Source organism: Corynebacterium auris, from assembly GCF_030408575.1.
Lineage (GTDB): Bacteria > Actinomycetota > Actinomycetes > Mycobacteriales > Mycobacteriaceae > Corynebacterium > Corynebacterium auris.
On record NZ_CP047047.1, the window covers coordinates 592459 to 604387 of the forward strand.

An 11929-nucleotide genomic window follows, 5' to 3' on the forward strand; every position below is an offset into this window, starting at 1 on the left:
GCCTTAGAGCACTTTGAAGGAGACGAGCTTGCCCTCGGCGATGCGCGCGACGTAGGCGAAGCGGCGCTGGCCCGACTGCACGGTGCCGAAGAACTCGCCACCCTCGCGGGCGTGGCAGGAGATGATGCGCACCGGCCCCGTGGGGCGGTTCGCCCGGCGCCGCGCCGCGATGTGGCCGCGAACCCGGGCGGCGTACTGCGCGTGGGCGAGCGAGGACGCCTCACGCACGCCGAAAGCCGCGTCGAGGGCGATGGCGACGAGCGGAGAGGGTCGATCCGTACCGCGTGCCGGGGACCGCGGGGCGGGCAGCGGAGCCACGGCAGCGGGCGGCACGAGGACCTTGATGTGCTGGTGGCCGGGGACGGGGAAGTACATGGTTTCCTCCTCTTCTGCGGGCGCTCGGGGGCGCTCTCGGGAGGGCAGACGCGGTGTGGGGTGAGTAGTATTATGGCACTCGCGCGCGCCGTCGCGCCTTAAAATCGGCACACTATAGTAAGCACGAAAGAGACGGATTGTAGCGAAATGCAGGGACTGATCATTGACTACGCGGGGGTCCTCGACCTCGACGCCGAGGAGCAGAAGCGCTGGAGCGCGCTGATTGCCGCGGTCAAGGACAAGGGCATTGCCACCGCGATCCTGTCCAACGAGGGCGCCGAGGGGCCGGCCGCCGACGCGATCCGCGAGTGGGAGTTCCGCGGCACCGTCGACGCCGCCCTGCTGTCCGGGGAGATCGGGTACGAAAAGCCCGACCGCGCGGCGTTTCAGGCGGCCGCCAACGCCATCGACGCCCCGCTGGTGGATTGCGTGCTTATTGACGACGACATCCTGAACGTCCGCGCCGCCGTGGAGCACGGCATGATTGGCATCCTCCACACGGCCTTTGAGCGCACTGCCGTGGAGATCCAGTCCCTGTTCGACATCGCGGGGGAGTTTTAGGTGCGCGTCTACGTCCCTGCCACCTTCGGCATGCTCAAGACGCTGTCGTCCGAGGGCGTGCTGCACGCCCGCAACGGCTGGGCCTTCGCTGTGACCCCGCAGCTGATCGAGTTCTACGCCTCCGGGTCGCAGGAGGAGCTCGAGGAGGTCGCCTTCGACGAGGCCTCGCGCACGTCGATCCGGCTGCTCACCGTCGGCGACGAGGAACAGTTCCCGCACCGCCGCGTGGTTGTCTCCGCCGACGTGGATGGGGTGACTGGGGCGCCGGAGATGGGGGAGTCCGTGGTGAAGCTCAACGGCCCGGTCGAGTTCGAGCAGGTCGCCGCGATCCACGTGGACATCGCCGAATCCGAAGAGGCCACGGCCAAAGCAATCAAGAATATCGATGCCGCTGAGCTCGGTGACGAGGACGCGGAGCTGGCCGTCGGCGACGCCCAAGACAACTACATGGCCTTCTACGACCCGAGCGAGCTAGCGTTCCTCGTCGAGCTGCTTTAAGTCCCACTCGTTGTTGGAGCGCAGCGCCTCCAGCATGCGGCGCACGGCGAGGGCGCGTCGGCGCGTGACGCTGCCCGGGTCGAGCTCGTCCCAGGCGCACTCCGGGTCGGCGGGCGGGCCGAGGTGGGTGCAGCCCCGCGGGCAGTTTTCGGCGGCCGCCTCGAGATCAGGGAAGACGCGCACGACTTCCTCGGGAGCAACGTGGGCGAGGCCGAAGGAACGGATGCCGGGGGTGTCGATGATCCAGCCGCCGCCGGGCACCTCGAGGGCGACGGACTGGGTGGACGTGTGACGGCCTTTGCCCACCCCGGAGACCTCGCCAGTCTCCCGGTCGGCATCCGGGACGATCCGGTTGACCAGGGTGGACTTGCCGACACCGGAGTGGCCAATCAGGGCGGAGAGCTTGTTGCGGATCAGGCGGCGCACCTCGTCGACGGGGTCGTCGATGCCTACCTCCACGACCTCGACGTCCAGGTCCTCGAGCTCGGCGCGGAAGACCGCGGGGTCGGCGAGGTCGGACTTGGTCAGGCACACGACGGGGGTCACCCCGCCGACGAAGGCGGCGATGAGGGCGCGTTCGACAAAACCGGTCCGCGGGGGAGGGTCGGCCACCGCCACGACGATGAGCAATAGCTCGGCGTTAGCGACGATGATGCGTTCGTAGGGGTCGGTGTCGTCAGCGGTGCGGCGCAGCACCGAGGTGCGCTCCTCGCGTTTGACGATGCGCGCGAGCGAGCCCTCTGCCCCGGAGGTATCGCCCACCACGCCGACGCGGTCGCCGACCTCCACGGAGACGCGCTTGAGTTCGCGGGCGCGCATGCATTGCACAATGGTTCCCGTCTCGGAAAGGGCGACGCCCCAGCGCCCGCGGTCCTTCGTAATCACCATCCCGGAGACCGCGTCCGCGTGGCGGGGCCGGTCCTTGGTGCGCGGGCGTGAGCCCTTCCCGGGGCGAACCCGGACGTCGGATTCGTCGTAGTCGGCCAGCCGCCGCGCCACGCCCCTTACACCCCCACCATGTCGGTCCACATGTCCGCGAAGCCGGGTAGCGTCTTCGCGGTGGTAGCAATGTTTTCCACGCGGACATCGCGGGTGGTCAGACCGATGATCGCACCGGCGGTGGCCATGCGGTGGTCGGCGTAGGAGGCCCACGTGCCGCCGCGTAGGGGGGCGGGGTGGATGCGCAGGCCGTCGGAAAGCTCCTCGCAGTGCCCGCCCAGCTTGTTGATTTCCTCGGTGAGCGCCTTAAGCCGGTCGGTTTCGTGGCCGCGCAGGTGGGCGATGCCGGTCAGCTCGGAGGGTTCCGTGGCCTGCGCGGCCACGGCGGCGACGGTGGGGGTCAGTTCGCCGATGTCGCCCATGTCGACGCGGATGCCGCGCAGCGTCCCGCGCTGCGGGCCGCGCACCTCGAGGTCATGGGTGGCGCCGGAGGCGTGGAGCTCGATCTCGCAGCCCATGCGCCGCAGGATACCGCGGATCGCGTCGCCGGGCTGGGTCGTCGCGGCCGGCCAGTTGGGCACGCGCACCACGCCGCCCGTGACGGCCGCGGCGGCGAGGAAGGCGGCCGCGTTAGACAGGTCCGGCTCGATGATCCAGGTGCGCCCCCCGATGGGTTGAGGGCTGACGGACCAGGAGTTTTCCGCCGCGTTTACGGTCACGCCCGCGTGCGCGAGCATGGCCACCGTCATCTCGATGTGGGGTGCCGAAGGCAAGTTGGCGCCGGTGTGGCGCACGGTAAGCCCGGAATCGAAGCGCGCGCCCGCGAGCAGCAGGCCGGAGACGAACTGCGAGGAGCCGGAGGCGTCGATGTCCACGGCGCCGCCGGGGACCCGGCCGCGGCCGGAGACGCTAAAAGGCAGCGAATCGCCGGTGACCTCGACGCCGAGGGCGCGCAGGGCGTCGAGGATGGTGTTCATGGGGCGGGAGCGCGCTTGCTCGTCGCCGTCGAAAAGCACTGTGCCCTCGGCGAGCGCGGCGACGGGGGGGACGAAGCGCATGACGGTACCCGCCAGGCCGCAGTCGATCTCCGCGCCGTGCAGCGGCGCCGGGGTGACGCGGATGGAGCCGTCGGCCTCGTCCGTGAAACCCGCGCCGAGTGCCGCGAGGGCGGCGCGCATGAGGTCGGTGTCCCGCGAGCGCAGGGCGCCGACAATGCGTGACGGGCCGTCCGCCAGCGCCGCCAGGATGAAGGCGCGGTTGGTCATCGATTTCGACCCCGGCACCGGCTGAGTGTGCGTCAAGGGCGCGGGGGCGAACGGCGCAGGCCACAAGTCAGTCATGGAATCAATCATAATGGAGGCATGTGTGGACGCTTCGTGTTGTTTACCTCGGGCCGCGACCTCCTCGAGGAAATCGGCAATCTGCCCGGCGCGGGTACCGTTGCCGCCCCCGACGGCACCCCGCCGAAGCGCTATAACATCGCGCCCACCCAGCAGGTGCCGCTTGTCCGCTTCGGCGAGGACGGCGCCCGGCTCGACGCCGCGAGGTGGGGGCTTCTACCGAGCTGGAAGAAGGACGATAAGGGCCCCGCCCTGTTCAACGCGCGCGGCGAGACCGTCGCGCAAAAACCCTCCTTCCGCTCGGCGTTTCGGGCACGGCGCGGCCTCATGGTCCTCGACGGCTACTACGAGTGGAAGCAGGAGGGCGAGGGCAAGCAGCCCTTCTACGTCGCCCCCGACACCGGCCTGCTGTTCGCGGCGGCGCTGTGGGATACCGGGTGCGAGCGGCTGTCCACGACGATGGTGACCACCGACGCGGCCGAGCAGATGCGGTGGCTGCACCACCGGTTGCCCCTCTTCCTCGAGCCGGGGGAGGTCGAGCAGTGGGTCCACGGCACCCCGGAGGAGGCCCTCGAGCTGGTGCACCCCTCGCGGGTGGCGGGCCGGCTTCAGGCGCGTGAGGCGGCGGCGGAGGTCGGCAACGTGCGCAACGACTACGCGGAGCTGATGTCGGCGAACTGAGCGCCCGTCAGCTCGGCGAGGGCACCCGGGGCCAGGCGCACGGACAGGCCGCGCTGCCCCGCGGAGACGGTGAGGGTGTCGAGGGCGGCGAGGGAAGCGTCGATAAGCGTGCTCATACGGGTGCGCGTGCCCAGCGGCGAGATGCCCCCGACGATGTAGCCCGTGGACCGTTGCGCGCGGGTAGGCTCGGCCATCTCAGCGCGCTTCCAGCCGAGGGCCTTGGCGGCGCGCTTGAGGCTGAGCTGGCGCGAGACAGGCACGCAGCACACGGCGAGGGAGCCGTCTGGGCCCGCGATCACCAGAGTCTTCGCCACCTCGCCCGCGTCGAGCCCGAGCTTTGCGGCGGAATCCCGGCCGAAGTCGCTGCGGCCGGGGGAGTAGGTGAGCACCTCGTGCGCGGTGCCGGCGAGCACCTCGAGGGCGCGTGTTCTGCGGGCCACTCTTTTCTCCTTGGGGCCGGTAGCGTGTGTTCCCACATCATCGCAGAGGGGTGCGGCGCCCGGTGCGGGGGTGGCCTACAATAGCCGACATGGCCGACACAGCCGATACTGACCTGCGCGAGCGTTTCACCGACGAGGCGATGCCGCTGCTGGACCAGCTCTACGGCGGCGCGCTGCGGATGACGCGCAACCCCCAGGACGCGGAGGACCTCGTCCAGGAGACGTACCTGAAGGCGTTCAACGCCTTTGACAGCTTCAAGCAGGGCACGAACCTGAAGGCGTGGCTGTACCGCATCATGACGAACACGTACATCAACACCTACCGCAAGAAGCAGCGCCGGCCCCTCGAGACCTCCGCCGACGACATCACCGACCATCAGCTCTACACCTCCAGCTCTCACGACTCCACGGGCCTGGAATCCGCCGAGGTGGAGGCGCTGAAGGCCATGCCGAACACGCGGATTTCGCAGGCCCTCAACGAGCTCAACGAGGATTACCGCATGGTGGTCTACTACGCCGACGTCGAGGGGCTGGCCTACAAGGAGATCGCCGAGGTGATGGACATCCCCCTCGGAACGGTGATGTCGCGCCTGCACCGGGGAAGAAAACAGCTCCGCGCGATGTTGAAGGACGTGGCTAACGAACAAGGCATCGGGCTAGAGCCCAAGGACAGCACAGATTCAAGGAGTGGGAACTAATGGGAGCCGGAGACCAGCACAATCCGAGCTGTCAGGAGGCGAGGGAGCTTTTGCTTGAGCTTCTCGACGGCAACCCCGCCCCCGCCCGGGCCACCGCCATCAAGCGGCAGCTGAGCGCCTGCCCCGAGTGCTTCGGCCAGCTCACTGCCGAGCTGGAGGTGCGCGGGCTCGTGCGCGAGTGCTGCGGTCAGGTCCGTGCCCCCGAGCCCTTGCGCCAGCGCATTATCACGTCGCTGACCACCGTCTCCGTCACCCGCTACCGCCTTCAGCCCTGACGCTGCACAATGTGAGACGCCCCTGCCGGACCGTACAGGCCCAGCAGGGGCGTCGTGCTTTAAGCGGGTGAACGCTTTAAGCGTTCGGGCGCTTACCGCGGTTAGCGCTCTTCTTGCGGCGATCCTTGCGCTTGCGACCACGCTTGCTCATCGGGGGCCTCCTTGCTCTGTGTAGCCGGGGTGATTGGTGAACAGGAACTTTACTTTATAGCTCCCGCGCACGCGCCGAAAAATTGGGTGCCTGCTCTTCGCGCCTTTCGGCAGCCGTCTTAGGCGCTCAGGCGCTGGCGGGCGCGCTGCTTGTTGCGGCGCTTGAGGGCGCGGCGCTCCTCCTCGGACAGTCCGCCCCACACACCGGCGTCCTGGCCGGTTTCCAGGGCCCACTTCAGGCACTGGGAGGTCACGGGGCAGCGGTTGCATACCAGCTTGGCCTGCGCGATCTGCGCGAGGGCGGGGCCGGAGTTGCCAACCGGAAAGAACAGCTCGGGGTCTTCGTCGCGGCACATTGCTTCGTGGCGCCAATCCATGGTGAAATCTCCTTTGTATGTCTGTGGTCGAGTCGCGTTCGCGCGCGTCACACAACAGCCCCATGGAGGTGGTGCTGAGTGCTGGCGGCGCCTCCAGGTTTTCGCGCGGCGCGCCCGAGGCTCCGGGGGCCGACGTTCGTTTTCCTGGAGTTAACTCGGTATCGGCCGGGCGTTAAGTCCTGGGCAACCGAGTCTTTATTTTTGCTACCCGAGAATGATGGCACGTAAACGGCGAGCGCGCTAGAGGTAAACGCCAAAAAGTGACGCATATCATAATGGGTGCGCGCATGGAATTGAGGGCACGGCGGGGGGTAAGGCGCCCGTTTCAGGTGTGGGACGCGGTAGACGGTTCGTCTACCTGCCGGTATGTTGTTTCCCTGTGGAACACGTCGAAGGTGCTTAGGGCAAATCGCGGGTGGGTTCCCCCCTGCGCGTTACGTGTTGTTCACCTCCCCGGGTATAGCGGTGCCCGCGCTGTGGTGCCGGGCGGCCGGGCCGACATCCGGGGGCGATACACTGGCGCCGTGAGCGAGAAGACGAACGCAACCCCGGACCCCATCCCTGCGCCCGAGAGCGCCGCTAAAGTGCCCGCGCCCCTGCGTTTCGGTTCGGTGGTGGTGTTGCTGCAGTGCCTCGCCGCGTACGTGTACGGGATCTGGCTCGTCGTGGCCAACCTGAGCGGGGTGGCCGATGACAGCCTCACGTCCGACTCGGCGGCCGTGGATTACGTGGGCATTGGCACCGCGGTGTTCATCTTCATCATCTTCGGCTTCGTTGCCTATTGCGCCGTGCGCCTCATGCGGGGCACCACGTCGGGGACGGGCGCGATTGTGCTTCTGGAGGCCATCCTCGTCGGCGTCGCGTTCTACATGTTCAGCGGCGGGGCCTGGGCGCTGGGCCTGGCTACCTTGCTCTCCGCGGTCCTCGCGGTCGTCGGCGTGTTCCACCCGGCCTCCGGCGAGCACCTGCGCCAGGTGTACGCGCGCAAGACCGGGCGCTAAGCGGCGCTACTGCGCGGCCAGGTAGACGATTTCCGAGCCTCGCTTCTCGACGACCCCCGCGCCCGCCGAGGAGATGCTCACCGGGCCGGTGAACCCGCCGCGGTCGACCGGGATGACCCGCTCTGCGGTCGCATCGGCCCAGTCCACCACGGCCACGCCTTCGGGCGTGGCCACCAGCACCCGCTCGCCGGCGGCTACGCCGGTGCCCAGGGCTCCGTCGAAGGTGCCGGTCAGGCTCAGGTCGGCGGGGTCGAAGAAGAGCAGCTGGGTGCCGTCCGAGTAGGTCATGTGGTGGGGGAGGTCCGCGGTGTTGAGCACGTGCAGTGCGTCCCCGAGGGACTCGCCCTCGGCGAGGGCGGGTCCGGGGCCGGACCACAGCAGGTCCCCCCCGTCGCTGTAACTGGTCACGAGTGATGTAGCCGGGTCGTAGACGGCTGCGGAGTCCTGCCCCACGGCGAGGAGGTAGGCCCCGGCGGGAAGTTCCACGTCCGCCGAGATTTCGGGCGCCCGCGAGTCCTCCGGGGTGGCCTGCTGCAGGCGCAGGTGGGTGCCGTCCGCGCAGCGCTCTGTGACGGCGAGCAGCTCTGTGCGGGTCAGCGCCGAGGTGTGCGTGCACTGGTGTGGCTGCATGCCCGCCTCCTGCGGAGCTTCGACGTTTCCGTATTCCACCGTGCGCACCAGATCGGAGCGCCACAGCTCCGTGCGGGCGGGGGAGGCATAACCGATGCGGTCGTTGGACACGACCCCCGCGACGTTATCGGGTGCGACGGCGGAGCGCGTCCCCGCGTATTCGCCGGTCAGTGTCGTAAGCGCGACGACGTCTCCGCAGCCGGCCGGGCCCCGGTAGGTGGCCACCACCTTGCCCCACGCCTGCGCGAGGGAGCACAGCTCGGCATCCCGGGTGTAGGTCCAGGCGGTCTCGCCGGCGGGTGTCGTCGCGGTGAGCGTATCGTCGGCGTGAGTGATGATCAGCCCGTCCGCAACGACGGGGCGGGCGCCGGGGGAGTCGTCGTGAAGCCTGAATGCCTCCGTCAGCGTGGTTGGGGCGGCGGTAAGGGTGCCTGATTCCGCGAGCTGGTCCGAGAGGTCGGCGGCGGCGGGGGTGAGCTCGGCGTCGCGGATGGGTGCCGTGAAAACGGCGGCGGCGACAGCGGCAGCGCTGAGCGCGGCGATCGCGCCGGTGGCGATAAGGTCGCCGCGGGTGCGGCGCAGAGGGGAGTTCATCGGCGACCCCGCTTTCCGCCCCGCGAGCCCCGCGACTTCTGCTCCTTGGGCACCTGGGAGGCGGGCACGTCCCGGGCCGGGCCGACGGAGGGTCCGGCGCCCGCCGGGATATCGAGCGCCTCGAAGAGTTCGGGCGAGGTGGAAAACCAGGAAGGCAGGTCGCTCATGCCCAGGCCGAGCTCGCTGTTGATCGCCTCCCACTTGCGCTCCTCGTCGAACCCGACCAGGGTGACCGCAATTCCGGAGTTGTTCGCGCGTCCGGTGCGGCCGATGCGGTGGACGTAGGTCATCGGGTCGTCGGGCGTTTGGTAGTTGATCACGTGAGTGACGTCGTCAACGTCGATGCCGCGGGCCGCGACGTCGGTGGCCACGAGGATCTCTGTTTCCCCGCTGCGAAACGCGGCGAGCGAACGCTCCCTGGCCTCCTGGCTCATGTCGCCGTGGACGGCGCCGACGGCAAAGCCCCGGGAGGCGAGGTCCGCGGCAACGTCCGCGGCCGTGCGCTTCGTGCGGGCGAAGACAATCGTCTTGCCGCACCCCCGCGCCTGCAAAATGCGGGCGGTGACCTCGGGCTTGTCCATGCGGTGCGAGAAGAAGACCACCTGGCGCGTCGTCGTGTGGGTCGGGGCGGCGTCGCCCGTTTCCGCACGAATGTGGACGGGCCGGTTCATCAGCGAACGCGCGAGGGAGAGGATCTGGCCCGGCATCGTCGCGGAAAAGAGCATCGCCTGCAGCGGGGGCGTGAGCGCGGACCACAGCTTCTGGATGTCGGGCAAAAAGCCCATGTCCAGCATCTCGTCCGCCTCGTCGAGCACGAAAATGGCCACCTTGTCCAGGCGCAGCTCGCCGCGCTCGTGGAGGTCTATGAGCCGGCCGGGGGTGCCCACCACCACGTCCACGCCCGCGTCCAGGGCCGCGATCTGCTCCTCGTAGGGGCGCCCGCCATAGATCGTCGTCACGCGAAGCGGCGTCTGCTCGGCCGCGGCGGCGAGATCCTCCGTGACCTGGGCCGCGAGCTCGCGCGTGGGTACAACGATCAGGGCGCGGGGGGTGCCGTCGAGCTCGGCGATGTCGGCGTCGTCGAAGACGCGGTCGAGCAGGGGCACGCCGAAGGCGTAGGTCTTGCCCATGCCGGTGCGGGCCTGCCCGATCAGGTCGCGGCCCTCGAGGGCGAGCGGGATCGCCAGCTCCTGGATGGAGAAGGGGGCGGTAATGCCGCGCGCAAAGAGCGCGTCCACGATCTCGGCGGCAACGCCGAGCTGCGCGAACGTGGCCTTCTGGCCGGGGGGTGTTGGACGATCGGCTGGGTGGGGCACACCCGTATCCTAACCGGCGGTCGTTACAATGGGGACACTGCTGTTTTGCAGCGCCTGGAAGCGCTCCTGGAAGCGTTCTTGGAAGCGCCCCTGGAAGCGCTAGCGCAACGGAAAATCTATTAGTCGAAGGACAGTGATTCAGCACCCATGGACATCAAGATCGGGCTCGCCGAAAGCCCCCGCGAACTCGTGATCACCAGCTCCGGCGACCAGGAGGAAATCCTGGGGCGCATCTCCCGCGCCATCGAGGGCGGGGAGCCCACGCTGACGCTTACCGACGACCGCGGCCGCAGCTTCGTCATCCGCACCGAGCGCATCTCCTACGCCGAGGTCGGCAGCGCCACCGCGCGCACGGTTGGCTTCGCCTCCTAAGGCCGGGATACATTAGGTCCCCATGACCCCACGCCACGCGCCCGAACCAGGACACAGCGAGCCCTTCCTCGTGCGCTTTGCCAGGGAGTACGGCTGGCGCGCCTACGCTATTCCGGTGCTCGCCGTGGTGACGGTCCTCGTGCTGGTCAACATGGTTAACAACCCCGGCGACAGGGTCGTGGCGGCGCCCTCCGCGGCAACGCAGGAGGAGGGTGGGGCGGGACACACCCACGAGGAGCAGGCGGCGCGCACCATGGTGGACCTGCCGGAGTCCGTCCCCGCCCTCGATGAGCTGCCCCCCGGCGGCCCGTACACCGAGCAGGGCGCCGGGACGTACCGCGAGGTGGGCGCGCCGGGCGCAGCCGTGGGGCAGGGCGAGGAGCTGGTGGTGCGCTACGTGGTCGAGGTCGAGGACGGCGTGGATACCGCGACGTACGGCGGCGATGACGCCTTCGCCACGCTTATCGACGCCACCTTCGCCGACCCCCGAGGATGGACCAACGACCCGCGCTTCCGTTTCGAGCGGGTCACCGCCGCTGACGATCCCAACCTGCGCATCCAGCTGACCTCCGTGGGAACGACCGCCGAGCGCTGCGGCGGCAACTTGGAGATGGAGGTCAGCTGCCGCACGACCATTACGGGTGAGAGCACCGTGGTGCTCAACGAATCTCGCTGGGTGCGCGGCGCTCGCCCCTTCGAGGGGGATCTGGGCCGGTACCGGCAGTACCTCATCAACCACGAGGTGGGCCACGCGATCGGCTTCGCCGAGCACGAGCCCTGCCCCGCCGACGGCGAGCTGGCGCCGGTGATGATGCAGCAGACGCTGAGCCTGAACAACGCCGAGCTGCACTCCCTGGACCCAGAGGAGGTCTATCCGGACACGCCGGAGACGTGCCTGGCCAACCCGTGGCCGTACCCCCAGCCCCCGGCGCAGTAACAGTTTTGTAGGCTCACACACCGTGGAGATACCCCAGCACGTTCTTTCGGCTTTCCAGGTGGACGACGTCGCGTCCGCCCCGGTCGGCCCTGCCTGGGATAACGGTGTGCGCTTCGGGCGCGTCGTTGTCTCCGCGGCTGCCCCCACCGCGGCCTGGGCGGCGAAGGTGCGCGAGCGCGTCAGCGTCGACGGGCTGCGCGTTGCGCGCCCGGTGCGCTCCACGGACGGCCGCTTCGTCGTCGGGGGGTTCAAGGCCAGCGAGTTCGCCGAGGGGGTGGTGGGCACCCGCGTTGACGAGGCCATTGCCGCTGCGCTTGCCTTCGAGGACGCGGTGGGAGACATTGCGGCCCCGGCGATCGAGCGCGCGGACCGTTTCGCGGAGGCGGACAGGGCTGCGTGGCGAGACGTCGAGGTGAGCGGACCCACCCGTCTCGCCCACGCCGACTTCTTCTTCAGCTGCGTGTTCTCCGGCTCCCTGCCGCCTCTGCTCACCGATATCTCGCCCACCGCCGAGGCCCGCCCAGCGGGCTACACGGCCGCGCTCACGCTTGTCGACGGCCTATTGGCCCGCGCCGTCGACGAGCAGGTCCTCGCCCGGTGGGCGCACATCCCGGGCCTTGGCGAGCTGGGCCTGAGGGCTCTGGAATACCGGGAGATCCTGGCCGCGGGCGCAAAATCGAACATTAGTTCGGATGTTGAGCGGGTGCGGGCACTGCTCGTGTCGGCATAGCCTGACACAATAACG

17 protein-coding genes are annotated in these 11929 nt (G+C 69.0%); 9 read left to right on the forward strand and 8 right to left on the reverse strand.

Annotation, left to right across the window (positions count from 1 at the left end):
• Positions 1-3: 3 nt before the first annotated feature.
• Positions 4-375, reverse strand: coding sequence for a hypothetical protein (locus CAURIS_RS02875; RefSeq protein WP_290342732.1), 372 nt, complete (start codon positions 373-375; stop codon positions 4-6).
• A 147-nt stretch (positions 376-522) separates the two neighbouring features.
• Between CAURIS_RS02875 and CAURIS_RS02880 the strand changes: the two genes are divergently transcribed.
• Complete coding sequence (locus CAURIS_RS02880; protein WP_290342733.1) at positions 523-936, forward strand: HAD family hydrolase; 414 nt, start codon at positions 523-525, stop codon at positions 934-936.
• A complete protein-coding gene (locus CAURIS_RS02885; protein WP_290342734.1) occupies positions 937-1434 on the forward strand; it encodes a DUF6912 family protein in 498 nt (165 codons plus the stop codon). It abuts the gene before it with no gap.
• Here CAURIS_RS02885 and rsgA read toward each other — a convergent pair.
• Together rsgA and aroA are read right to left on the reverse strand one after the other, a co-directional pair.
• Positions 1408-2433: a ribosome small subunit-dependent GTPase A gene (rsgA, locus tag CAURIS_RS02890; protein ID WP_290342735.1), complete on the reverse strand. Its 1026-nt coding sequence runs from the start codon at positions 2431-2433 to the stop codon at positions 1408-1410. The two genes, CAURIS_RS02885 and rsgA, sit on opposite strands and share 27 nt — an antisense overlap.
• Positions 2434-2438: 5 nt before the next feature.
• Complete coding sequence (gene aroA, locus CAURIS_RS02895; RefSeq protein ID WP_290342736.1) at positions 2439-3713, reverse strand: 3-phosphoshikimate 1-carboxyvinyltransferase; 1275 nt, start codon at positions 3711-3713, stop codon at positions 2439-2441.
• 21 nt (positions 3714-3734) lie between these two features.
• On the opposite strand from aroA, the gene CAURIS_RS02900 reads away from it, so the two are divergent.
• Positions 3735-4394, forward strand: a complete 660-nt coding sequence (locus tag CAURIS_RS02900) for an SOS response-associated peptidase (protein ID WP_290342737.1) — start codon at positions 3735-3737, stop codon at positions 4392-4394.
• Here CAURIS_RS02900 and CAURIS_RS02905 read toward each other — a convergent pair.
• On the reverse strand, positions 4367-4834 hold the full coding sequence (locus CAURIS_RS02905) for an aminoacyl-tRNA deacylase (RefSeq protein ID WP_290342738.1): 468 nt from the start codon (positions 4832-4834) through the stop codon (positions 4367-4369). The genes CAURIS_RS02900 and CAURIS_RS02905 overlap by 28 nt on opposite strands.
• An 89-nt stretch (positions 4835-4923) precedes the next feature.
• On the opposite strand from CAURIS_RS02905, the gene CAURIS_RS02910 reads away from it, so the two are divergent.
• Positions 4924-5532 (forward strand): sigma-70 family RNA polymerase sigma factor, encoded by a 609-nt coding sequence (locus CAURIS_RS02910; RefSeq protein ID WP_290342739.1) that lies wholly within the window; start codon positions 4924-4926, stop codon positions 5530-5532.
• Positions 5532-5807, forward strand: coding sequence for a mycothiol system anti-sigma-R factor (gene rsrA / locus CAURIS_RS02915; RefSeq protein ID WP_290342740.1), 276 nt, complete (start codon positions 5532-5534; stop codon positions 5805-5807). Before CAURIS_RS02910 ends, rsrA begins: the two co-directional genes overlap by 1 nt.
• 76 nt (positions 5808-5883) lie before the next feature.
• Here rsrA and CAURIS_RS11680 read toward each other — a convergent pair whose 3' ends face one another.
• A complete protein-coding gene (locus CAURIS_RS11680; protein ID WP_100227335.1) occupies positions 5884-5958 on the reverse strand; it encodes a 50S ribosomal protein bL37 in 75 nt (24 codons plus the stop codon).
• Between the two features lie 118 nt (positions 5959-6076).
• Positions 6077-6334, reverse strand: a complete 258-nt coding sequence (locus tag CAURIS_RS02920) for a WhiB family transcriptional regulator (protein WP_019194451.1) — start codon at positions 6332-6334, stop codon at positions 6077-6079.
• A gap of 524 nt (positions 6335-6858) precedes the next feature.
• Here CAURIS_RS02920 and CAURIS_RS02925 point away from each other — a divergent pair.
• The gene (locus tag CAURIS_RS02925) at positions 6859-7335 is read left to right on the forward strand and encodes a hypothetical protein (RefSeq protein WP_290342741.1); all 477 of its coding nucleotides are present in this window, start codon (positions 6859-6861) and stop codon (positions 7333-7335) included.
• Between the two features lie 6 nt (positions 7336-7341).
• Here CAURIS_RS02925 and CAURIS_RS02930 read toward each other — a convergent pair whose 3' ends face one another.
• On the reverse strand, positions 7342-8559 hold the full coding sequence (locus CAURIS_RS02930; RefSeq protein ID WP_290342742.1) for an Rv3212 family protein: 1218 nt from the start codon (positions 8557-8559) through the stop codon (positions 7342-7344).
• Positions 8556-9875 (reverse strand): DEAD/DEAH box helicase, encoded by a 1320-nt coding sequence (locus tag CAURIS_RS02935; protein WP_290342743.1) that lies wholly within the window; start codon positions 9873-9875, stop codon positions 8556-8558. Before CAURIS_RS02935 ends, CAURIS_RS02930 begins: the two co-directional genes overlap by 4 nt.
• A 147-nt stretch (positions 9876-10022) precedes the next feature.
• Between CAURIS_RS02935 and CAURIS_RS02940 the strand changes: the two genes are divergently transcribed.
• Genes CAURIS_RS02940 through CAURIS_RS02950 form a run of 3 tightly spaced genes read left to right on the forward strand, consistent with a single transcriptional unit; the run spans position 10023 to position 11914 of the window.
• A complete protein-coding gene (locus tag CAURIS_RS02940) occupies positions 10023-10247 on the forward strand; it encodes a DUF3107 domain-containing protein (protein ID WP_290342744.1) in 225 nt (74 codons plus the stop codon).
• Positions 10248-10269: 22 nt separating this feature from the next.
• Positions 10270-11184, forward strand: a complete 915-nt coding sequence (locus CAURIS_RS02945; RefSeq protein ID WP_290342745.1) for a DUF3152 domain-containing protein — start codon at positions 10270-10272, stop codon at positions 11182-11184.
• Positions 11185-11206: 22 nt separating this feature from the next.
• Positions 11207-11914 carry a hypothetical protein gene (locus CAURIS_RS02950; protein WP_290342746.1) on the forward strand — a complete coding sequence of 236 codons (708 nt, stop codon included), beginning with the start codon at positions 11207-11209 and terminating at the stop codon, positions 11912-11914.
• Positions 11915-11929 lie beyond the last annotated feature (15 nt).

Coding starts and splice junctions, on each gene's coding strand:
- CAURIS_RS02875 (WP_290342732.1), bottom strand. CDS start 375: ATGTACTTCCCCGTCCCCGGCCACCAGCACATCAAGGTCCTCGTGCCG.
- CAURIS_RS02880 (WP_290342733.1), top strand. CDS start 523: ATGCAGGGACTGATCATTGACTACGCGGGGGTCCTCGACCTCGACGCC.
- aroA (WP_290342736.1), bottom strand. CDS start 3,713: ATGACTGACTTGTGGCCTGCGCCGTTCGCCCCCGCGCCCTTGACGCAC.
- CAURIS_RS02900 (WP_290342737.1), top strand. CDS start 3,735: ATGTGTGGACGCTTCGTGTTGTTTACCTCGGGCCGCGACCTCCTCGAG.
- CAURIS_RS02910 (WP_290342739.1), top strand. CDS start 4,924: ATGGCCGACACAGCCGATACTGACCTGCGCGAGCGTTTCACCGACGAG.
- rsrA (WP_290342740.1), top strand. CDS start 5,532: ATGGGAGCCGGAGACCAGCACAATCCGAGCTGTCAGGAGGCGAGGGAG.
- CAURIS_RS02920 (WP_019194451.1), bottom strand. CDS start 6,334: ATGGATTGGCGCCACGAAGCAATGTGCCGCGACGAAGACCCCGAGCTG.
- CAURIS_RS02930 (WP_290342742.1), bottom strand. CDS start 8,559: ATGAACTCCCCTCTGCGCCGCACCCGCGGCGACCTTATCGCCACCGGC.
- CAURIS_RS02940 (WP_290342744.1), top strand. CDS start 10,023: ATGGACATCAAGATCGGGCTCGCCGAAAGCCCCCGCGAACTCGTGATC.
- CAURIS_RS02945 (WP_290342745.1), top strand. CDS start 10,270: ATGACCCCACGCCACGCGCCCGAACCAGGACACAGCGAGCCCTTCCTC.